This window comes from Vibrio sp. ZF 223 (assembly GCF_003050585.1).
Classification (GTDB): Bacteria; Pseudomonadota; Gammaproteobacteria; order Enterobacterales; family Vibrionaceae; genus Vibrio; species Vibrio crassostreae.
In genome coordinates, this window is sequence record NZ_PIGB01000001.1 from 606,684 (window position 1) to 627,897 (window position 21,214).

Annotated in this window: 21 protein-coding genes; 6 read left to right on the plus strand and 15 right to left on the minus strand. The window is 44.6% G+C overall.

Going from position 1 to position 21,214, the window contains the following annotated elements:
* Positions 1–44: 44 nt before the first annotated feature.
* Positions 45–1,001 (plus strand): sugar kinase, encoded by a 957-nt coding sequence (locus CWO13_RS02580; RefSeq protein WP_108082491.1) that lies wholly within the window; start codon positions 45–47, stop codon positions 999–1,001.
* Between the two features lie 15 nt (positions 1,002–1,016).
* The gene (locus CWO13_RS02585) at positions 1,017–1,646 is read left to right on the plus strand and encodes a bifunctional 4-hydroxy-2-oxoglutarate aldolase/2-dehydro-3-deoxy-phosphogluconate aldolase (RefSeq protein WP_107899362.1); all 630 of its coding nucleotides are present in this window, start codon (positions 1,017–1,019) and stop codon (positions 1,644–1,646) included.
* Between the two features lie 98 nt (positions 1,647–1,744).
* Here CWO13_RS02585 and melR read toward each other — a convergent pair whose 3' ends face one another.
* Positions 1,745–2,749 (minus strand): transcriptional regulator MelR, encoded by a 1,005-nt coding sequence (gene melR / locus CWO13_RS02590; RefSeq protein WP_102478412.1) that lies wholly within the window; start codon positions 2,747–2,749, stop codon positions 1,745–1,747.
* 327 nt (positions 2,750–3,076) lie between these two features.
* Between melR and CWO13_RS02595 the strand changes: the two genes are divergently transcribed.
* A complete protein-coding gene (locus tag CWO13_RS02595; RefSeq protein WP_108082492.1) occupies positions 3,077–4,429 on the plus strand; it encodes an alpha-glucosidase/alpha-galactosidase in 1,353 nt (450 codons plus the stop codon).
* Positions 4,430–4,499: 70 nt separating this feature from the next.
* Positions 4,500–5,927 (plus strand): melibiose:sodium transporter MelB, encoded by a 1,428-nt coding sequence (melB, locus tag CWO13_RS02600; RefSeq protein WP_102478414.1) that lies wholly within the window; start codon positions 4,500–4,502, stop codon positions 5,925–5,927.
* Between the two features lie 100 nt (positions 5,928–6,027).
* Here the strand turns inward: melB and CWO13_RS02605 are convergent, their stop codons facing one another.
* From CWO13_RS02605 to CWO13_RS02610, 3 genes are all read right to left on the minus strand, one after another.
* Positions 6,028–6,579, minus strand: a complete 552-nt coding sequence (locus CWO13_RS02605; protein WP_102433561.1) for a disulfide bond formation protein B — start codon at positions 6,577–6,579, stop codon at positions 6,028–6,030.
* Between the two features lie 9 nt (positions 6,580–6,588).
* On the minus strand, positions 6,589–6,744 hold the full coding sequence (locus tag CWO13_RS23385) for a DUF5993 family protein (RefSeq protein WP_017061085.1): 156 nt from the start codon (positions 6,742–6,744) through the stop codon (positions 6,589–6,591).
* Positions 6,745–7,109: 365 nt separating this feature from the next.
* Positions 7,110–7,370, minus strand: coding sequence for a DUF5062 family protein (locus CWO13_RS02610; RefSeq protein ID WP_017061084.1), 261 nt, complete (start codon positions 7,368–7,370; stop codon positions 7,110–7,112).
* Positions 7,371–7,812: 442 nt separating this feature from the next.
* Between CWO13_RS02610 and CWO13_RS02615 the strand changes: the two genes are divergently transcribed.
* Entirely contained in the window at positions 7,813–8,028 is a 216-nt protein-coding gene (locus tag CWO13_RS02615) for a hypothetical protein (RefSeq protein ID WP_102432460.1), read from the plus strand.
* A 147-nt stretch (positions 8,029–8,175) separates the two neighbouring features.
* Here the strand turns inward: CWO13_RS02615 and CWO13_RS02620 are convergent, their stop codons facing one another.
* On the minus strand, positions 8,176–8,832 hold the full coding sequence (locus tag CWO13_RS02620) for a Qnr family pentapeptide repeat protein (protein ID WP_108082493.1): 657 nt from the start codon (positions 8,830–8,832) through the stop codon (positions 8,176–8,178).
* 320 nt (positions 8,833–9,152) lie between these two features.
* Between CWO13_RS02620 and CWO13_RS02625 the strand changes: the two genes are divergently transcribed.
* On the plus strand, positions 9,153–9,743 hold the full coding sequence (locus CWO13_RS02625; protein ID WP_108082494.1) for a TetR/AcrR family transcriptional regulator: 591 nt from the start codon (positions 9,153–9,155) through the stop codon (positions 9,741–9,743).
* Between the two features lie 98 nt (positions 9,744–9,841).
* On the opposite strand, the gene CWO13_RS02630 is transcribed toward CWO13_RS02625, so the two are convergent.
* The 10 genes from CWO13_RS02630 to CWO13_RS02675 all read right to left on the minus strand — a co-directional run bounded on the left by CWO13_RS02630 (position 9,842) and on the right by CWO13_RS02675 (position 21,214).
* Positions 9,842–11,089, minus strand: coding sequence for an anaerobic sulfatase maturase (locus tag CWO13_RS02630; protein WP_102432463.1), 1,248 nt, complete (start codon positions 11,087–11,089; stop codon positions 9,842–9,844).
* Between the two features lie 119 nt (positions 11,090–11,208).
* The gene (locus tag CWO13_RS02635) at positions 11,209–12,954 is read right to left on the minus strand and encodes an arylsulfatase (RefSeq protein WP_102432464.1); all 1,746 of its coding nucleotides are present in this window, start codon (positions 12,952–12,954) and stop codon (positions 11,209–11,211) included.
* Positions 12,955–13,029: 75 nt separating this feature from the next.
* Positions 13,030–13,461: a tetratricopeptide repeat protein gene (locus CWO13_RS02640; protein ID WP_102432465.1), complete on the minus strand. Its 432-nt coding sequence runs from the start codon at positions 13,459–13,461 to the stop codon at positions 13,030–13,032.
* Positions 13,462–13,656: 195 nt separating this feature from the next.
* Entirely contained in the window at positions 13,657–14,862 is a 1,206-nt protein-coding gene (locus CWO13_RS02645; protein ID WP_107899367.1) for an iron-containing alcohol dehydrogenase, read from the minus strand.
* Between the two features lie 177 nt (positions 14,863–15,039).
* Positions 15,040–15,483, minus strand: coding sequence for a hypothetical protein (locus tag CWO13_RS02650; protein ID WP_048664473.1), 444 nt, complete (start codon positions 15,481–15,483; stop codon positions 15,040–15,042).
* A 56-nt stretch (positions 15,484–15,539) separates the two neighbouring features.
* Positions 15,540–16,955 carry a coniferyl aldehyde dehydrogenase gene (locus CWO13_RS02655; RefSeq protein WP_108082495.1) on the minus strand — a complete coding sequence of 472 codons (1,416 nt, stop codon included), beginning with the start codon at positions 16,953–16,955 and terminating at the stop codon, positions 15,540–15,542.
* 288 nt (positions 16,956–17,243) lie between these two features.
* Positions 17,244–17,726, minus strand: a complete 483-nt coding sequence (locus CWO13_RS02660; protein WP_017632044.1) for a MarR family winged helix-turn-helix transcriptional regulator — start codon at positions 17,724–17,726, stop codon at positions 17,244–17,246.
* Positions 17,727–18,087: 361 nt separating this feature from the next.
* Positions 18,088–19,302 carry a choline ABC transporter ATP-binding protein gene (choV, locus tag CWO13_RS02665; protein WP_102432468.1) on the minus strand — a complete coding sequence of 405 codons (1,215 nt, stop codon included), beginning with the start codon at positions 19,300–19,302 and terminating at the stop codon, positions 18,088–18,090.
* 2 nt (positions 19,303–19,304) lie between these two features.
* The gene (gene choW, locus CWO13_RS02670) at positions 19,305–20,147 is read right to left on the minus strand and encodes a choline ABC transporter permease subunit (RefSeq protein ID WP_102432469.1); all 843 of its coding nucleotides are present in this window, start codon (positions 20,145–20,147) and stop codon (positions 19,305–19,307) included.
* Between the two features lie 95 nt (positions 20,148–20,242).
* Positions 20,243–21,214, minus strand: a complete 972-nt coding sequence (locus CWO13_RS02675) for a choline ABC transporter substrate-binding protein (protein WP_102432470.1) — start codon at positions 21,212–21,214, stop codon at positions 20,243–20,245.

Here is a 21,214-nt window from a genome sequence, read left to right on the forward strand (position 1 = left end):
ATCATTTATACCTAGCAATACCAATCTTTCTGTAAGGGCACACTATGAGCCACATTGCGATTATCGGCGAGTGCATGATAGAACTGAACGGCGCTCCCTTCGGTTCCATGCAACAGACCTATGGTGGGGATACGCTCAACGCCGCTGTTTATTTGAACCGAAGTGCCACCAGCCATTCCTGTTCGTCAGATACACCTATGATTCGTACCAGTTATGTCACAGCGCTAGGCTCAGACGCTATCAGTCAGCAGATGCTTAACCGATGGCAGGATGAAGGGCTATCAACTGATTTCGTGCTGATTGACGAGCAGCGCTCGCCAGGCCTGTATCTGATTCAATTAGATGACGTTGGTGAACGCACATTTCTGTATTGGCGTAATGACTCGGCTGCTCGCTACATGGTACAGCACCCAGATTTCGACAAAATAACCGCCCAACTTGAAGATGTCGATATGGTGTTTTTGAGTGGAATCTCTCTGGCGATCTTGCCTCATGGCGATCAGCTAAAGTTGCTCACTATCATCCAAGGTCTACGTGAACGTGGTGTGGCCATCGCCTTTGATAGTAACTACCGACCAAAGTTGTGGGACTCACAAGACGCAACCAAAGAAGCTTCTCAGCTTGCCTATAAAACGACAGATATAGCCTTGGTTACCTTTGATGACGAACAACTGCTATGGGGCGATCAAACGCCACAAGACACCATAACAAGGCTACATGCACTCGGCGTCAAAACCGTTGTTGTCAAGCTTGGTGCTGAAGGCTGCTTGATCAGCGAAAAGCCCGAAGGTGAGCCAGTAAAAATCACAACGACACCTGTCGAGACGGTGGTTGATAGCACCTCTGCTGGCGACTCTTTTAATGGCGGTTTCTTATCTTGCTATCTCGCTGGAGGTTCTATTGAAGAAGCCTGCCACCAAGGGAATGCATTAGCCGGATTGGTGATTCAACATCATGGCGCAATCATCCCAAAATACATCACCGACACCCTTTCAAACTGATATTAAGAAGCAAACATGTCTACAATTAACGAACAACTAAAAGCACTTAAAGTTATCCCTGTTATCGCCATTGATAACGCAGAGGATATTATCCCTCTAGGCAAAGTATTGGCTGAGAATGGGTTGCCAGCGGCTGAGATTACGTTCCGTTCAGACGCCGCTGTTGAAGCGATTCGACTACTTCGCCAAGCACAGCCAGAGATGCTGATCGGCGCAGGAACTATCTTAAATGGCGAGCAAGCACTCGCTGCTAAAGAAGCGGGCGCGACCTTTGTGGTATCACCGGGCTTTAATCCGAACACAGTTAAAGCATGCCAAGAGATCGGCATCGATATCATTCCAGGTGTGAACAATCCAAGCACCGTTGAAGCAGCACTTGAGATGGGACTAACGACTCTCAAGTTTTTCCCTGCCGAAGCTTCAGGTGGAATCAGGATGGTTAAGTCACTCGTTGGTCCATACGGCGACATTAGACTCATGCCTACAGGCGGTATCACGCCATCAAACATCGATAACTACTTAGCGGTGCCTCAAGTATTAGCCTGCGGTGGTACATGGATGGTCGACAAGAAACTCGTTGAAAATGGAGAGTGGGATGAGATTGCCCGCTTAACACGCGAGATTGTCGAGCAAGTGAATCGCTAATCGATAACGATCTACAAAGCACAAATTCTCTTGATTCCATCGCAACAAAGCCACAGCACATGCTGTGGCTTTGCTTTTATCGGGTTGTATCAATATCGCTAACTGTCTTTCGTTGTTAACGGCCGCTTCCCATCACATGCCCCTTTCTCAAGGTCGTATAGAGGGCTAGCTCCATGACTGCTCCATCGGTGATCTTCTCTAGCTAATTTTCTATATTGAGTCGGCGTGACACCTATGTACGTTTGGAAGGTTTCATAGAATCGGCTACTCGAATTAAAGCCCACCGTGAGTGAGATATCGAGAATGGTTCTATCTGTATCACTCAGCAAAGCACGAGCGTGGTTGATGCGCATCGCAGTAATGTACTGCTTAATAGTCATCTGCATCGTTCGCTGAAATACGTTCATCGCGTAGTTGCTGTGTAACCCGATATGTTCAGCGATATCTTTAACGGTCAATGGCTGATTATGGTGAGTCGCAATATATTCCAACATCTGGCTGACATAGAATTGCGAGTGTTTCGATACCCCTTTCTTAGTCGACTTATCCTGTCGATTTACCAACAGTTGTTGCCAGCCATCAAGGCAGATTCGTTTAAGCATTAGGCCAATTTCATCCATAGCCAACTGTTGACGACTTTCGGACGAATGCTTTATCTCCTCTGCCCAACGTGAGATTTCAAACTCACTGATCAGCGAACAAGAATTCGATTGCAACACACTGCCGTGAGTGATCTGGTTGACTAAATCCCGACTGAGAGCCCACGACATAAAATGGTGAATCGGTATGTTGATGATTCCCATATTATGGCATTGGCCTGGATTCGTCAGTCGATGCGGTACCGATGCCCAAAACAAGCCAATCGACCCACTTTTGACCACAACCGGGCTACCGTTAATGATGTACTCCACATCATCGCCAAAGGGTATATTCACCTCAATTTGACCATGCCAATGATAACCAGGCATGGAATGAGGGGCTCTGAGTTCAATATCGATTTTCTCATAGGAAGAATAGAGAGACAGTGGGCTTACCGACACGGTCTCGGATGAATACTTATCTAAAGTGATAATTCTCACCGTATCTGGGGCTGATTGCGGCATATCTCGCTCCTTAGGAAATCGTATAGCTGAGTTTTAACAGTTCCTCGATAATAAAACTCTGAAGGCGATCATAGAGACGCAGTACCCCAATTCATAAGATCATCACGATGTGATTAGAGTCAGTATCTTAAGTGCAAAACTAGCCTCATTGCATATCCTCTCTCCTTAAAAGCCAACAAGTTATCCCATTTCCTAAGATTTCTATTTAGTGATTTAAAAATATTAGAAAACAGGAGAGCTATTCGATTATCTGAGACGAATCGACATGGGTTCTAGGTGTAATTTATCTGCATCAACAAAGAACTCAGAGAAATAAAGGATCCCACTATGCAAAGCCCTAAAATCACATTCATCGGTGCAGGCTCAACCATTTTTGTTAAGAACATTCTTGGCGACGTTTTCCACCGTTCAGCACTACAAAATGCTCATGTCGCATTGATGGATATTGATGAGAATCGATTAGAAGAGTCTCACCTTGTCGTCAGTAAGTTGATGGAATCATCCAGTGCGACTGGCTCTATCTCATGCCATTTAGATCAAAAAGAGGCACTACAAGGTGCAGATTTTGTTGTCATAGCCTTTCAAATCGGTGGCTACGAGCCATGTACCGTCACAGATTTCGAAGTGTGTAAGCGCCATGGTCTGGAACAAACCATCGCAGACACACTAGGCCCAGGCGGTATTATGCGTTCGCTACGCACAGTCCCGCATCTTTGGAGTGTCTGTGAAGATATGACTGAGGTTTGCCCGAACGCGACCATGCTTAACTACGTCAACCCAATGGCAATGAACACATGGGCAATGTACGAGAAGTATCCACACATTAAACAAGTCGGTTTGTGTCACTCAGTACAAGGTACCGCAGAAGAACTAGCACGCGACCTAGACTTAGATTACGCAGATCTTCGCTATACCTGCGCAGGCATTAACCACATGGCTTACTACCTAACCCTCGAGAAAAAAACAGAAAGCGGTAAGTACGTCGACATTTATCCAGACCTACTTGAAGCCTTTGAGAGTGGCCAAGCGCCTAAGCCGGGTATTTATCACAATGGTCGCTGCACCAACTTAGTCCGCTATGAGATGTTTAAGAAGCTTGGCTACTTCGTGACAGAGTCTTCTGAACATTTTTCTGAATACACCCCCTACTTTATCAAGCCAAATCGTCCAGATTTAATTGAACGTTATAAAGTGCCACTTGATGAATACCCTAAACGTTGTGTCGAACAAATTGCCGATTGGAAAAAAGACCTTCAAGAGTTCAAAACGGCCGATAAGATCACCGTTGAGGAATCTCACGAATACGCTAGCACCATCATGAATTCTATCTGGACGGGTACACCTAGCGTCATCTATGGCAACGTTAAAAACGAAGCCTTAATCGATAACCTGCCGCACGGTTGCTGTGTTGAAGTCGCCTGTTTAGTCGATGCCAATGGTGTGCAACCAATCAAAGCTGGCCGCCTACCAAATCACTTGGCCGCATTGATGCAAACTAACATCAACGTCCAAACTCTATTAACAGAAGCCATTCTCACTGAAAACCGCGACCGTATTTATCATGCTGCGATGCTTGACCCTCATACTGCCGCCGTACTTGGAATAGAAGAGATATACGCGCTGGTTGATGACTTGATTGAAGCCCATCAGGGTTGGTTACCAGAGTGGGTTAACAAGTAACTTCATACTAAAAAACATACAACAACGTGAATATCAACGCCTTCTCACCGAGGAGGCGTAAGGAGTGGCAATGAGTATCTCTATGAATACCAAGCTAAGTTATGGCTTTGGCGCATTTGGTAAAGACTTCGCAATCACCATCGTCTACATGTACCTAATGTTTTACTACACGGATGTAGTCGGTATTTCTGCCGCTACAGTCGGCACCATTTTCCTCGTCGCACGCATCTGGGATGCCGTCAATGACCCTATTATGGGGTGGTTAGTCAACAATACCCGCACTCGATGGGGCAAGTTCAAACCTTGGATTTTAATTGGCACACTGGCTAACTCCGTGGTTCTTCTGATGGTGTTTAGTGCGCATTACATCGAAGGTCCTTGGTTAATCGCATACGCCGCTGTCACCTATATCTTGTGGGGCATGACTTACACACTAATGGATATCCCTTTTTGGTCACTGGTCCCAACACTCACCTTAGATAAGCGTGAACGTGAAGAGCTCGTCCCATACCCTCGCTTCTTTGCTAGCCTAGCTTGGATTGTAACTGCGGCTATCGCAATGCCTTTCGTGAACTACGTAGGTGGGGACGATAAAGGGTTCGGCTTCCAGATTTTTACACTTTTGTTGATCGCTTGTTTCTTGGTATCAACTTTCATTACTTTGCGTAATGTAAAAGAACGTTATTCAACCGCCAACCTAGACACAAATCAACCTGAAGAAAAGGTTTCACTGAAAAAGCTACTGTCACTTATCTACAAAAACGACCAACTGACTAGTGTTTTGTGTATGGCTTTGTCTTATAACCTCGCGACCAACATCATTACAGCGTTCGCGGTTTACTACTTCACTTATGTGGTGGGTAATGAAGAACTTTTCCCTTACTACATGGCTTATGCAGGTATTGCTAACCTCATCACACTGGTGCTGTTCCCTAAACTTGCCCAGATGTTTTCACGCCGAGTTCTGTGGGCATGTGCATCGTCTTTCCCTATTTTAGGCAGCGCAGTACTCATCTACGTTGGCATGTACGACAAACAGAGCATTCTGCTGATATCAACAGCAGGCGTTTTTCTACAAATTGGTACAGCGCTATTCTGGGTACTTAACGTCATCATGGTGGCAGACACGGTCGATTACGGTGAGTTTAAACTGGGTTCTCGTTGCGAAAGCATCGCTTACTCAGTGCAAACCTTGGTCGTAAAAGCAGGTTCGGCATTTGCCGCTTTCTTTATCGGTATCGCGCTCACCGCTGTTGATTATGTACCTAACGTAACGCAAAGCCCTGAAACCGTATTCGGCATGCAATGCATCATGGTTGGTCTACCAGCTTTCTTCTTTGCCATTGCACTAATCATCTACTTCCGCTTTTACAAGCTGAACGGCGCATATCACCAAAAGATCCAAGACCACCTCACTGAAAAATATGACCACATTACAAACGAAGGCTCAGATAAAGGGGAAACCGCAAAACCGACAGAACCGGCACAAGTCGTATAGCATGAAATCACATCGAACAGTTTACATATACAATTAAAAGCGCAAACACAAACAACAAAGCCACAGCGTATGCTGTGGCTTTGTTGTTAGTTAATAGGCTCTAACCAACACCTTGATTAAGCAACCAATAACTCACTGGGTTATCAGGGCATTGATAAGGCCCACACTCAGCAAACGTAGCAATAGCATTGAGCGCAACCACAACGATTGCCAGTAAGCACGCAATACGCCCTAGATTGCTCATTTTGTATGGTTCTTGAGTTTCTATCTTATTCGTTAGTATCAAGATCACAGCAACCGCAAAGATAGTGGCCGTGAACAAAACAAAAGCCCAAGTATAATAATGCATCCCGAGGATGGGGCTACCGTAGCCAGGCGTACCGGGAATTACATGTAACGAGACCTGTCTTAGCGAGGTAGCAACACCATATAAAGCGCCAATTAGGACGATGCCATAGTGGCGAGATTGAGGCCCATAAACCACATTCAACATGAAGCCAAACGCCACCATCACAAAGCCAATACGTTGTAATAAGCATAACGGACAAGGCAACTCATTAAGAACAAACTGAAGAATAAAGCCGATCAACAAAACGGCTGTCATACCTAGCAAGCCAAGTGTATTCAAGAGAGTTAACTGATTTCGATTCATGCTAGCTCCTTACAGTAAGATCGATAATGGGTCGGTGGCATGGTGGTTAAACCAATACAAACCTAGGATCACTGAGCTAGCAAAAAAGCCATAAGCAGCGGTCTTCTTATCGAAAAAGGCGCATAGCATCGCCACTAGTAACAACAAAAACAGTAAAGACATCATAAGAGGTTTTTCCTTTCTATTTATCCTGTTCAGTCAGACTAAACGTCATAACGAATATCCACACCGATGCTCTTAATCATTCAAGTTCGGTAAATCGATGGATTACGAATTGAAGATCATCAACTTAATAGTTGTTAGTAAGATCCAAGCTGTCAAGTTTGGGGCCTCGTACTGAGTAATCACAAGTACGTTGAGGCAACTAATGAACAGATGATGCGCGTTAATGTTGATGGCAGGTAAGGTTGGCGAATATATGAATGAAGTTAGGCTTGGGGGAATATTAGGGGCTACTTTTACTGTACCCAAAAGCAAAAAACCTAGCGAAAGGTCGCTAGGTTTTAAATACAAAATGAGGTAATACAAGCTTACTTCAGCGGGTCATTGTCCGGCAGTGCCTTATGAAGCCATAGTGCTAAACGCTTCTTGATGTTCGCGCCATCAAGCTTATCGTCAGGTAACGGTGTGATCTGATTGACTTCAACAAGGAACAAGTACACCGCTTTAACCTTTATCGGTTGGGATGAATTTGGCAAATCAAAACCTTGTAGTTTTGCCATCTTAAAACCGACTTCAACTGCTTTTTTTACCAGCTTATCTTCATTAATGATCTTCGCGGTTTTCGACATATCATCTCCATCATCTTTATCGAACGAGTACTGAGTATATCAAACAGAAAAACTCACAAGATTACCTCGCTCTCAATTTGAGGAGTCGCTTTGATAAATAAAACAAATCATAGGCTCTAAGCTGATTCTAATTCGATTAATATTTACGACATCAACATCCATACGCAAACGAGCTCTTAATAAAATACTCAGTAAATGAGATCTTAAGTCAAAAACTGAAAATCGAACAATATTTAACTTACCATCCTAAAGAATACGGAATACTATGATTATCATTTAGGTGATATACATTCTATGGAATACAAATAAACCTATGTTATTTAACCAATTTTATAGTAAAACGACTTAGGTCATATTTACAGGTTCCTGTAACAGAATGTTATTTACAAAACACTCATTAAGAAAATAGAATAAACCCACTAATATTATACTGGTGTTAAAAATGCGTTACCTATGGGCTTCATTCTGTCATAAAAACCCGATCATCGGACGAATCGTTCATATCCTTGTTATGTTGGTAGCGTTAGCTTCTATCGTCGTTCCATTGATATCAAAAGACGCAACAACCATCTTGGTTTCATTGGGTGTTGCTCTGGTCTGTTTTGTGTTGTTTGTGTTCTTTGCCCTGGCCGACAAAATGCGTTCAGGCATGCACTAATCAGCCAATCAGTTCTCTATTCACCAAGCGTTCTCTTTTTAAAAAATCATTATAAAATGCTGGTTACCAGATACGGAAAAGCCCAAAGTTATTAGCTTTGGGCTTTTCTTCTAGCGACTATGGTTGATTACAACCGAATGATAAGAATCAATCAGGCATTACAACAATACCCATGGTTTCAAGCAGTTGCTCTTGCTGCCAAGCGACGATTTTAATCCCCGATGTGTCGACCTTTCGAGGATCTAACCCTTCCAATTCAGCGTGGCATAAGTTTGCTCCCTGCATACTGAACTGCCCCCATACATCTTCCGAGAACACGCCTCGGCTAAGATCAGACTCTTTCAGTGACGCGCCACCAAGGTACGATCCTATCCAACGGTTCTCAAACAGCTCGCACTTCTCTAAACAAGCCTGTTCAAAATTGGCGTATGACAGGTTACAGCCCGTAATATACGCAGAGCAAAAATACATTCTATTGCTTACCTGATTGGCAAAATTTGTTCGAGTAAAGTTCGCGCCTTTCAGATCGCATTCGCGCAGTTCGATCCCATAGCAGTTTGCATTACTAAAGTTCGCCATCGCCAACTGGCAATTCTGGAAGCTTGCATCTCGTAAGTCGGCAACATCAAAGTGGCACCCCTCAATATCGCCTTGTTCAATAAACTTACAGTTAATAAACGTTGCGTCGCGTAAGTTCGAACGTCTGAAATCACAACGGATAAACGTGCAGACTGTAAATGTAAGCTCTGATAAATCTTGCTGAGCAAAACTGTGGTGATGATAAGTGCTGTTATTAGTATCCATTTAGCCCCCTAAAGAAATTAAGCTAAGACTATCATTACGATCTTAAGAAAACACCAAATTAAAAACCAACAAAAACAGCAACTTAAAATACCAAAAATTAGCCATTTTAAGGCACCAAACAAGCTCTTTAAGGCTGTTATTTTCGTTTTATAGCATGCGCTTATCTTGAAAAAAGTTTTGTCGCTTAGAAGGGGGATATAAGAGAAAAGTCACTTTGACGAAGCGAGTCAACTATTGACAGCGTCCTAACGCGCTAGACTGGACGGTTGGTATGTTGCTGGTTACACTATTCCTCATTCTCAGCATAAAGAGTAAGAACAATGAAAGACATGCGACAAGCTATGCTCGATGCAGGGTTTAGCCTTATTAATGAACACGGGTTTGCTGGTGTTGGCCTGATGAAAATCATCAACCAAGCGGAAGGCACCAAGGGTTCTTTTTACCACTACTTTAAATCCAAAGAGCACTTTGGCGAGATCCTTCTTACCAACTACTTTGATGAGCACCTCGCTAAGCTGAACGACTTTTTAAGTGATGAGTCGCTTTCTCGTCGTGATCGCGTTAAAGCCTATTTCGAGTTTTGGTGCGCGTCGAAGCTGACTGAGGACTTCAATATCCAATGTCTTGTCGTAAAACTGGCTGGAGAAGTCTCTGGGTCTGCTAACCCGTTGCAATCGACTATGGCAGAAGGCGCGGAAAAGATCATCCTGCGTATGGCAAAGCTGTTTGAAGAAGGTAATGCCGATGGTGATTTCACTATCGCAGAACCAGAATCGCTATCTCGAACGCTCTATGGCTTATGGCTAGGCTCAACGCTCATGGCTGCGATGCAGCGCAACCGTTCGATTCTAAACAATGCCATGAATGAAACCATTCTTGCCATGAGCCCAGCACAAGAATCGGCTGACTAGATACCAGCGACCAAGTACCAAAAACCAAAAGGCTCGCACAATTTAGCGAGCCTTCTATCTCACTTTAAATCTTGATTGAATCGATTCACGCCAACTCACTACCCTAGACGAGACGCAATATTATTGGCTTTGAGTAAGCCCTTAATAACCGGGTCGATATGCTTGAAGAAGCTCAGCCATCCTTCACAGAGATAATTTAACCCTGCCTCACCATCTCGGCTTTTGATGATGCGGTTTTTGGGGCACTCCCCATGACATGCGAACTTAAACTCACAGGTTTGGCATTGTTTCGGCAAAGACTTCTGTTTGGAGAACCCAAAACTCTGTTGCTTTGGCGAAAAGGCTAAAGATGAAAGCTCTTGTTCCTGAATATTACCCAACTGAAATTCAGGAAAGACATAATGGTCACATGAATACACATCACCATTGGGCTCAACCGCTAACCCTTTGCCGCAGATCTCACTCAAGGTGCACATGGTGCTTTCTCTGCCCATCCACACGCCGAAAAAATTTTCAAAGTACGGCACTAATACCCGACCAAAATCATGTTCGAACCACTCGTCAAAAATGGTAGTAAGGAAATCTCCCCATTGCGCTGAACCGACACTCCACGATTCAACTTCGCCAGAGACAGGAATGATCGCTTGTTGGTTGCTCAACCATTGATTGTTGGTATGAGCCTCGCGCTTATCCACCACAGGGATGAACTGCAGCTGCTTCGAACCCACTTCATCGCGTAGAAAGCGATAAACCTCTAGTGGATACTTACCTGTCACATCATTCACACAGCTTAGGGTCGCGAACTCGACGTTATGTTGTTTCAAGTAGCGAATGCCACGCATTGTTTGAGAAAAAGTACCTTTGCCTGCACGGTTGGTTCGGTAGTGATTATGTAAGTGCTCTGGGCCATCAATGCTCACACCGATGATAAAGTCATGTTTATTGAAAAAATTACACCACGCATCATTCAACAAGGTGCCATTGGTTTGCAGATCATTACTAATAGTACTGTGGCTAGGGCAATATTTTTTCTGCAGGGCGACGACCTTTTGAAAGTATTCAATCCCCAACAAGGTTGGCTCTCCACCATGCCAAGAAAAGATGATTTCCGGTGTATTTTGCCCTTCTATATATTGTTTGATGTAACGCTCTAGCAGCGCTTCATCCATCACATATTGAGATCCTTTGGGGTATTCAAGCAGCTGCTGTTTTTCTAAGTAATAGCAGTAGGTGCAACTGATATTACACACCGCCCCAATCGGTTTTGCTAGCGCTTGAAGCTTGCTGTGCGCCTTAGCATTGAACTGCGGGATTGAACTCAAGTTTGATAGCGATAGTGTCGTCATGAAGAGCGCCTCGATGTAAAAGTTATTGTATTAGCTAAAACAATTCGTAATTCCTTTACACGGTGTTCATCGGCCAACCAAGCTTGATGGCATTAGGTTGGCCGAGTGGTTCATTTCCTCTATTTTACGTTTTCAAACGGGTTCCACGCTTCGTCAACCGGAACGATGTTTTGCACTTTTTCGTACTCTTGATATTCAGCGACCATTTCAAGGAACAGATCTGGCATTTCATTTCTCAAGTCATGTTGCTCAGCAGGGTCTTTCTTGGTGTTGTATAAGTGCCACTCACTGTCCCCCCCCATACCGGTAGAGATTCGGATGATCTTATAATCGCCTTTGAGCAGAATTCCACTGCCAAACAATTCAAATGGAATCGCATTATCGGCACTGTGCACCTCTGCCGTTTCACCCTTAAAGTAAGGCAACAAGCTCACGCCACTCATTGGTGCTACTTCTCGACCTTGATATTCCGTTCCTGGATGCTCTACCTCTGCGATCTCAAGAATCGTGGCTGCAATGTCTTTCACTTGGGATAAGTCGTCAGTCTGAGTTCCCGGTTGCAACGCATCTTCACCTTCTAGAAGCGCTTTGGCTGGCTTAACGATAAACGGCACACGAATACCTCCCTCTGCTGTATAAGCTTTGTACCAAGATAGGCCGCCGGTTGAAGCGCTTGCCCACTCAGGACCAAGTGACACACTGGAGTTCGCCTTGCCTAAGTTTTCAGTCGAATTATCAAAGTGATGAGCGGTCCAGGTTCGTATCAGATCACTAATATTTTCACCGGTAATATCAGTAGCTTCTGGACCGTTATCGGCGAGATACATAATGTAAGTGTTGTCATACTCACCAATTTCTTTCAAGTAGTCGACGACCTGCCCAACTTGTTGGTCTTGCATCTCCATCATTCCCATCGCAACAGCCATTTTCTTGCCATACCACTTCTGCTCTTTCTCAGAGAGCGAATCCCAAGGGCGGCTCAATGCATTACGGCCTGAAATATCAGCATCTTTTGGAATCACCCCCATCTCTTTCATACGTTCAAAACGATCCTCTCGAATCGAATCCCAGCCATGTTCAACATAGTAATCAATCTTGTCTTGATAACTGGATTCAGGAGCTTGCAGTGGGAGATGAATTGCTGTGAAAGGCAAATAAGCAAAGAAAGGCTTGCCGTCGTCTTTTTTGCTGTCGATCATCTTGATCAGCTCATTAGTGTAAACTTGATCTGAGTACTCGCCTTTATACTTATCCTCAACCACCTGACCGTTGCGGTAAGTTGGCTCAACTTCAACGCCGGGGATATCCCCTTTTTGCAGCGCATCCGCTGTCGCGGCATTTTTGGCAGGGAACATCATATCTCGGTTAAAGTGATTCGAACCGCCCGCTAAGATACCGTAGCTCTCTCCAAAACCTCGATCGTCAGGTAGGAAGCCATCCTCGTGTCCCAAATGCCATTTACCAGACAGGTAAGTGTTATAGCCACTCTCTTCGAGCAGCGTTGCGACCGTGACGCCTTTCTTGGTGAGGTAACCTTCATAACCCGGCTTACCAATCGCGCCCGGATAGACGGCATAGTCGAAGGTGCCTAGCCCAACCTCGTGACTGTTTGCTCCGGTTAACATCATAGAGCGCGTTACCGATGAAGTTGGTGACGCGTGAAAGTTAGTAAACTTAACCCCCTCTTCAGCCAACGCCATTAGGTTTGGTGTATCCGCTTCTGAGCCATAAGGCTGTGTATCGGCAAAGCCCACATCATCGCCAACAATAACAACAATATTCGGCTTTTCTGATTCAGCCGCAAGAGCAGCACTGCTTGCCGCGGCCATTGCAGTGAACACTAAAGATTTCTTGAATGTCTGCATAAGACGTTCTCCAATTTCTGTGATTAATTTTTTGTGATTAACTTTTTCTGTAATTAACTTTGATTAGGATTTGAATTAGTGCGCGGCTTGCGACATCCAATGTAATAAGTCGAGCGCGGGATCATACTCTTGAGCTGCTGCCATGCCGATCCAAGTGACTCCCTCCGCTTGGCTGGCTTGAACGCCACTTCCAGAGATATACATCAATCCAAGCTGTGTTTGAGCTTCAGGGCTACCGTTATTGGCTGCGGTGACGAACCACTCCGCGGCTTTTTCATCATTCTGTTCTACGCCATCTCCGCTCAGATATAAGTAAGCGACAGAGATCTGAGCATCCAATTGCCCTTGATAAGCCTCATCCAATAATTGCGCGACATCTTGATGCTGCTGCGATTGATCCATGGTGCCTACGTTCTTAGAGCTTTCGCTTCCAACGCTTGCTTTGGCAAAAAACAGTGCGGCCAAAACACCAGTCAGAATCACGGTAGTTAAACGTTTATTGATCATTTATTTCCTCCTCGGGGAATAAAGGTCACAACGTCCCTGTTGAATGCGTTAGGTGAAAAGTAGGAATGGCGCGATGATGCACAAGCTTGATAGCAATACGTTTTCAATTTTCATAATTGGCTCTCGAGTAATAGTTGTGAGTGAATCAGGGGCTGAACTAAATGGTCATAAAATTCAGTCGATTAAGGCAGAGACTTAAATCGCTTTCTCAATGATGGTTTCAATCGTCTGTTTCGAGATTGGGTAGAACTGAAAACAGATGTCTTTTTCAATCGCTTCAGCAATGTTGTTCTTCTCTTGCTCATCAAAGTCCCAGCTGCTGAAACGCTTCATCGCACCGACACTGGTTTGGAAATTATTTAAGAAATCCAACACTCTCTGGTAAACCATCTCATCGGTTCCCGTAGTGTCGACCGAGAAAGCTTGAGCTAACTTCGCCGCATTCGGCATATAGAATTCCGGCAGCGCCTCAATCACAACCGGCATCAGTACCGTGTTGGCATCACCATGCGGGATATGGCTAATCGCACCAAAGGCATGAGCACAGTTATGAATCGGAATGCCACCCAAAGACGAATAGAAAGCAGAGATCGCCATAGTACTAGCTTGAAGAAGGTTGCCGCGTGCTGTTAGGTTTTCTGGCTCTTTAAGTGCCAAGGGTAAGTTTTCAACAATCAGTTTTGCAGCTTGAATTCCATAAGCATCGGTGAATGCATTACTCATTGGCGAGACAATCGCTTCAACCGCGTGCGTTAGCGCATCCATCGCGGTAGAACGAGTCAGGTGAGCAGGCAGCTTAGTGGTAATCGTTGGATCAAGAATCGCGATATCAGCTTCCAATCCAGATGCAACAAGGCTTGCCTTAATATTTTCATGTTCGTTGTAAAAAACAGCAATCGGAGAAGCTTCCGCGCCAGTGCCCGCCGTTGTCGGAACCGCAATGTGTGGTACTCGAATATCTTCATTATTTGGCCACACATCCATATGACCGCCACCCGCAATCACGGTGCGAATGTCATCTATCTGCTTATGAAATGCGTATTTCACACCTTTGGAAGCATCAATCACACTGCCACCACCAACAGACAAAATTGCATCAGCATTGACGCTATTTGCAAACTCAATTGCAGCGTTGATGTTGTCGCAAGTCGCGTCTGGCGCAATATCGGTGTACACACCAACCAGCTGAGCCGCTTGTTCATTGCCTAGTTGGGTCACCTTTTGGTTTACAAACAACGCTGAGAATTGTTCAACAAAGCCCAAAGACTCCAAACCTTTGTCAGAAAAAAACACAACTCGTTTTGCACCTAGGCGAGCAAACAAAGAAGGGATGTTTTCGATGCCGTTCTCTTGAGCATGAACAATGGTTTTCAGTTGAAAGTTAAAGTTATTGGTAGTCATGGTGTTTACCTCGTTTATGTTTGATGACTAAACAATAACCAATACAAACCGGTCGGTCTAGAGTGCTAATGTCAAAGATATGTCAATTAAGATCGTTGAGGATCATTTGTCGGAAACGAAAAAAGCCCGCAAATGCGGGCTTAGGAATGTTAGAATCAACGAGCTAAACGACAGAGGTTAACGCAAATGAGCGGGTACCTTTGTTTTGTCTCGGTTGAGATAGTAATACAGATAAACCAAAGAGTAGACGGTCACAAACGCATCGAGCGCAAACACGCCACTCCAACCATAAAACCACTCATAATCGTTGATACAGACATTGTATAAGAAGATGCCAACAAACATCGACTTCTCAAATGCACTGTAAATCATTGTCGAAGTACGCAGCGATTTGTACTTGGCCGAGAACATCAGCAACACACCAATACAGCCAACCATCACGCCCCAGTGCTGATAAGTACCCAACAGATACTCCTTATTTTCCATCATCGTATCGTTGTAAGAAAACAGGGTCTGCATGCTCCAATCCGGTGCCAAGAAAGTGGAAAAAGCAGTGGCGGTTAAGAATCCAGTAATCATCAAATACGATTTCATGGTTCGTTCAAAAAAGCGTTCCAACATAAAATAACCTCTAAAAATAACTTCTTAATAATGAATAGCGTAATGACAGAAATGATTTACTTACCAAGCATGCTCATCACTGCTGTTTTTAATTCGTTGTCTTCTTTTGCAAACAGCTGCTTAACTCGATGATCTAAGCCCGTTTCCAAAACTGTTTTGGCATGGGAGAAAGTGAGAAAACCTTCTTTACCGTGATAATTGCCCTGCCCTGATTCACCAATGCCACCAAACGGCGCATCATCAACCGCTAAATGGAAAACACAGTCATTGATACACATTCCACCGGAATGAACTTGATGCTTAACCTGGGACTGTAAACTCAAATCAAAGCTCATCAGATACAGCGCTAAAGGCCGTGGTTTGCTATTGATGACTTGGAACACCTCTTTGATATTGCGATACGTAATCAAGGGTAATAATGGGCCGAAAATTTCTTCGTTCATCACTTTGGATGACAGGCTTGGTTCAACGATCAAATGTGTCACCAATCGATGAGTATCTAGGTCCATCGCTTCGTCATGGCAAGCAACGATTCGTGTCCCAGCTTCCTGCTCTTCATTCAATAAACCAACAATACGATCACATTGGCGAGGGTTAATGAGCGAGGTTAAACTCTCAGAGTAGATCCCTTCATCAAACAATAATTGGTACTGTTTTTTATACTCAAGAATGAAGGCTTCAAGCTTCTCTTCAGGGAGTAGCACGTAATCTGGAGTAACACACACTTGACCGTTATTTAGGCTCTTACCATAAATGATTCGCTCAACAGCAAGATCGACTGGCATATCTTCAGCCACGATAACCGGCGACTTTCCACCCAGCTCAAGCGTGACAGGAGTTAGCGTATCAGCCGCTGACTTCATCACTTGGCGACCCACTTGGGTTGAACCCGTAAACAGAAGGTGATCAAACGGCAACGCCGAAAATGCCGCGGCAATTTCAACCTCGCCCTCAACAAGACATACCTCGTTGGCATTGAAGACTTCATCCAATAGTTGTCTTAAAACGTGATTGGTTTCTGGCGTAAATTCACTCATCTTGATCATGGCGCGATTGCCCGCTGCCAAGGCTGAAATGAGCGGGCCTACGGATAACATGATAGGGAAATTCCACGGGGCAATGATCCCCACTACGCCTTTAGGCTGATAAACCACTTCAACACGAGAAGTTGAAAGCAAAGGACCGGAGTGGCGAATTGAAGATGTCGACCAATGTGGCAAACACTCGATGGTGTGATCGATATTTCCTAAACAAGGAAGTATGTCGGCCATCAAAGTATCTTGTCGGCTGCGGTGACCATAGTCCTCACTTACCGCGGCACACAAACGGTCTGTGTAATCGATCAGAGCAGATTTCAGCGCAAGCAACTGTTCTATTCTCACCGACACAGTGGGCATCGGATCATCTGCAAAAGCTTCCTGCATAGTCTTCAACGTCGCTGTCATTTGTGTTGCCGTCAATTCATGTTTCATACATCACCTCATGGTTAGGAGAGGCACACAATAATACACAACAAACCGGTCGGTCTAGTGTTATTTTGTCAGAGAATCGTCAAAGCGTTTATGAAATAAGTGAATAAACGTTAAACAAATTAAAAATCAGAAAGCTTGGGAATTTAAAATCGAAAGGAGTAATTGGAAGACAGTTTGGACTGAAATAGTCAAAGGGATAGAGGCTACAAGATCAAAAATGGCCGCTTAAAGCGACCACTAAATATTATTCTAATTTATTGTTTTAAAACAATTAAATAATCTTCCTGACTAGCTCTTGGCAACGTTGGCAATGCCTTCAAGCTGTAGAACTGGGGCAGCATCGATGTCTTCTGCGTTCATCATTGATGATACGCGTTGCATCGAGGAAAGCAGTAGGCTCTGCTCCCACGGTTCTAGGTTTTGGAATTTTTTAACGAAGTTATCTTGCAGCGGCGGTGGCGCATTGTTTAGCAGCTCTTGGCCTTTTTCCGTCAAGTTCGCATGCACTTTACGACGGTCTGCAACACTACGGATACGTTGTACGTAACCATTCAACTCTAGGCGATCGATGATCGTCGTGGTTGTGGCTTGGCTTACATTGGTGTGATTCGACAATTCTTTGATCGTCACATTACCCATTTCTTGGATTGCTCTCATTAGAATTAATTGAGGGCCAGTCAAACCATACTCTTTACTCAGCTTTTTCGAGTGTAAATCGATAGCGCGAATAATTTGTCGAATAGCGACTAGGATTTCGTCATGTTTGTCCAAGATGCAGACCTTTGTACTAATATACTGTGAGTGGTTTTACAGTGTCGAAGCGAAGAACTCTCATGAAATCGGAGTCAGGACCGCTCAAATTACACTGTAAATTGATAAATTACGTCATTAATTTTTCCGCATTGTACTGATGTTCATACTATTCTCAATCTTTTCTATGCCTCTGAATTTGCGCAGGGCAACACTTTTGCTCAATGAGTCACGATTTTCGCTCTTATATCGGCTAACAAGGTAACAAAAAGCCAGAAGTCGTTAACAAATAAAAAAGCAGAGCAGTCAAATAGGTAGGGAGATTGTGATGGCCCCACTACCTATTAAATGTTTCGATATCTGACTATTTTAGTTCAAAAGACTAAGCAGCACTGTTTAGTTGAAAATTACCTGTCAGCGCGTTGTAGAACTCGCTGTTATCCAAGATCCCAACCAATTGATTGTCTTCAACCAGCAAAATCGGATGGTTACTTATCTGCTTGAGCTTAATCGCATCACGCATGCCAATTTCAGGGCTTGTGACCACGACACTCGACGCGCTGATCGCCGCTAAGTCATCTGACTCGCTCCACTCGACAAGCGCCAAAGTAGATTCACCTTTGACCGATAAAGCACCTTCACTCTGTTCAATCCAGAGGTCTTTAGAATCGCAGATCTTCCAGCTTTCATTCTCTTGCGTCAGCGAATCAAGAGGCTGCATCAAAGAACGACCTTTAAGCACATTCAATGGATTGGTGTGAGCAACGAAGTCCTTCACATATTCTGTTTTCGGCGTCAGAACGATCTCTTCAGGTTTACCGTGTTGAATCAGTTTGCCTGACTCCATGATCGCAATGTTGTTACCAATCTTCAGTGCTTCATCTAGGTCGTGACTCACGAACAGAATCGTTTTGTTGAGTTTGTTTTGCAACGTGATCAGTTCATCCTGCAGTTGAGCACGAATCAATGGGTCAAGCGCCGAGAACGGTTCATCCATCAATAGAATGTCAGTATCCATTGCAAACGCACGTGCCAAACCAACACGTTGCTGCATGCCGCCAGAAAGCTCATGCGGGAATTTGGTTTCCCATTCGGCTAGGCCGACCATTTCTAATTGTTCACGCGCCTTAGCACGACGAACATCTTTGGCGACACCCTGCATTTCAAGACCAAATGCCACGTTGTCTAATACGTTAAGCCATGGCATCAAAGCAAACTTTTGGAACACCATAGAAACGCGGTGAGTACGAAGGTGACGCAAGGTCGCTTCGTCGCATTGTTCACCTAAATCAACCAGCTTGTCTCCATCTTTGATCGCCAATGAGCCACGGCTGATCTCATTCAAGCCGTTAACTGCGCGAAGCAAAGATGATTTACCAGAACCAGACAAACCCATCAGTACACAAATCTCGCCTTCTTCCACCGTCAGCGACACATTATCTACGCCAACAACTTGGCCAGTCTCATCAATGATCTCTTGGCGAGTTTTACCTTGATCGAGTAGATCCAGCGCTTGATTGGCTTTGTTACCAAACACAACATCAAGGTTTTTGATGGTAATCGCGTCCATTGCCTTCTGTTCCTGAGAGATAGACATGATTAAGCTTCCTTCTGGTTTGGTGTTTTGCACAAGCGGTCAAGGATGATTGCGACTAAAACAATCGCTAATCCGGCTTCAAAACCTTGTGAGATGTTCACTGTGTTCAATGCACGAACAACAGGTTTACCAAGTCCGTCAGCGCCAACAAGAGCGGCGATAACCACCATCGAAAGCGACAACATAATACATTGGGTGACACCGGCCATGATGCTTGGCAGAGCGGCAGGTAATTCAACTTTGAGCAGTAACTTCATGCGACTTGCACCAAAGGCTTTACCCGCTTCAATCAGCTCTTCAGGGACTTTCGTTACCCCTAAGTAGGTCAAACGAATCGGAGCAGCTATCGCGAAAATAATGGTCGAGATTAAGCCAGGCACGATGCCCAAGCCAAATAGAACCAGAGTTGGAATCAAATACACAAACGTCGGAACGGTCTGCATTAAATCGAGAATTGGGCGCAACATCGTATAGAGCCAAGGACGGTGAGCAGCCATGATGCCAACCGGTACGCCAATTAATACGGAAATCGTTGTCGCCGCAAAGACGAGAACAAAGGTTTCCAGCATTTCTTGCCAGTAGCCGAGGTTAAGAATAGTCAGCAGTGCCGCGACCACAAAGATCACCAGCGAGAGTTTACGGTGTAAGTACCATGCAATCGCAGCGGTAATCACGATTGGCAGAGCAGGCGGCATCCACTTAAATACATCGACTAAAAACATAATGACGGTTTCTAGAAAAATCGAAATAGCGTCAAAGAATCCTGCTGCATTGATTGTTAGCCAATCAACACCCGCTTCCATCCATTGTCCGACAGGGATTTTGTTTTCCGTAATAAAATTCACAATATTGCCTTTTATTATGGGCGGGCTACTTCAAACCAATCGATAAATTGGTAAGCCCACCTTTATTATTTATGTAGCTGTTGAGATAGGTAGAACTAAGCTTTAACTTGTTTTAGGTATTCAGTAACCGCTTGAGTCGCTGATTCACCTTTATGCGTTTTTACGTTGTCTAACCAAGCTTCAACTTGTTGAGGGTTATTGTTCAACCATTGTTGAGCCGCTTTTTCTGGCTTCACTTTTTGGTTCAGAATCTCTTCCATCAACTGGTTTTCCATCTCTAGAGTGAATTCTAGGTTTTGTAGAAGTTGACCGACGTTTGCACACTCAGACAGGTAGTTTGAACGAACGTTGGTGTAAACATTCGCGCCACCGTAGTTAGGGCCGAAGAAGTCGTCACCGCCTGAAAGATATTCCATTTCAACATTGCTGTTCATCGGGTGCGGAGCCCAACCAAGGTAAACAATCCATTGGCTACGGCGTGCTGCGCGTGATACTTGCGACACCATGCCGGCTTCGCTTGATTCAACTAGGCTGAAATCTTTTAGACCGAATGCGTCAGAGTCGATCATCGATTGGATTAGACGGTTACCATCGTTACCAGGCTCGATGCCGTAGATGCGGTCTTTAAATTTGTCGGCATGTTTTGCTAGGTCTGCGAAACTTTTAACACCGGCGTCGTACACGTACTTAGGTACAGCTAGCGTGTATTTCGCACCTTCAAGGTTGGCGCGAACAGTTTCAACGGTGCCCGCTTCACGGTATTTAGCAATATCGCCTTCCATGGTTGGCATCCAGTTCCCTAGGAATACATCAATGTCGCCGTTTGCCATTGAAGAGTAAGTCACCGGTACTGAAAGTAGGTCGGTTTTGGTTTTGTAACCAAGGCCTTTTAATAGTTCAGAAGTAACGGCGGTTGTTGCGGTAATGTCAGTCCAGCCTACATCAGCGAAGCGAACGTTTTCACATTGCTGTGGTTCTACTGAAGCGTTAGCACCAAATGCAAATGAGCTGATGGCTAGTGCTGTTAACGTTTTTGTCGTCACGTTCTGAATATTTAGAGTCGTCAT

Bases quoted from the DNA above. Each gene is read 5' to 3' on its own strand.
- CWO13_RS02580 (WP_108082491.1), top strand. From the start codon at position 45: ATGAGCCACATTGCGATTATCGGCGAGTGCATGATAGAACTGAACGGC.
- CWO13_RS02585 (WP_107899362.1), top strand. From the start codon at position 1,017: ATGTCTACAATTAACGAACAACTAAAAGCACTTAAAGTTATCCCTGTT.
- melR (WP_102478412.1), bottom strand. From the start codon at position 2,749: ATGCCGCAATCAGCCCCAGATACGGTGAGAATTATCACTTTAGATAAG.
- CWO13_RS02595 (WP_108082492.1), top strand. From the start codon at position 3,077: ATGCAAAGCCCTAAAATCACATTCATCGGTGCAGGCTCAACCATTTTT.
- melB (WP_102478414.1), top strand. From the start codon at position 4,500: ATGAGTATCTCTATGAATACCAAGCTAAGTTATGGCTTTGGCGCATTT.
- CWO13_RS02605 (WP_102433561.1), bottom strand. From the start codon at position 6,579: ATGAATCGAAATCAGTTAACTCTCTTGAATACACTTGGCTTGCTAGGT.
- CWO13_RS23385 (WP_017061085.1), bottom strand. From the start codon at position 6,744: ATGATGTCTTTACTGTTTTTGTTGTTACTAGTGGCGATGCTATGCGCC.
- CWO13_RS02610 (WP_017061084.1), bottom strand. From the start codon at position 7,370: ATGTCGAAAACCGCGAAGATCATTAATGAAGATAAGCTGGTAAAAAAA.
- CWO13_RS02615 (WP_102432460.1), top strand. From the start codon at position 7,813: ATGCGTTACCTATGGGCTTCATTCTGTCATAAAAACCCGATCATCGGA.
- CWO13_RS02620 (WP_108082493.1), bottom strand. From the start codon at position 8,832: ATGGATACTAATAACAGCACTTATCATCACCACAGTTTTGCTCAGCAA.
- CWO13_RS02625 (WP_108082494.1), top strand. From the start codon at position 9,153: ATGAAAGACATGCGACAAGCTATGCTCGATGCAGGGTTTAGCCTTATT.
- CWO13_RS02630 (WP_102432463.1), bottom strand. From the start codon at position 11,089: ATGACGACACTATCGCTATCAAACTTGAGTTCAATCCCGCAGTTCAAT.
- CWO13_RS02635 (WP_102432464.1), bottom strand. From the start codon at position 12,954: ATGCAGACATTCAAGAAATCTTTAGTGTTCACTGCAATGGCCGCGGCA.
- CWO13_RS02640 (WP_102432465.1), bottom strand. From the start codon at position 13,461: ATGATCAATAAACGTTTAACTACCGTGATTCTGACTGGTGTTTTGGCC.
- CWO13_RS02645 (WP_107899367.1), bottom strand. From the start codon at position 14,862: ATGACTACCAATAACTTTAACTTTCAACTGAAAACCATTGTTCATGCT.
- CWO13_RS02650 (WP_048664473.1), bottom strand. From the start codon at position 15,483: ATGTTGGAACGCTTTTTTGAACGAACCATGAAATCGTATTTGATGATT.
- CWO13_RS02655 (WP_108082495.1), bottom strand. From the start codon at position 16,955: ATGAAACATGAATTGACGGCAACACAAATGACAGCGACGTTGAAGACT.
- choV (WP_102432468.1), bottom strand. From the start codon at position 19,302: ATGTCTATCTCTCAGGAACAGAAGGCAATGGACGCGATTACCATCAAA.
- CWO13_RS02675 (WP_102432470.1), bottom strand. From the start codon at position 21,214: ATGACGACTCTAAATATTCAGAACGTGACGACAAAAACGTTAACAGCA.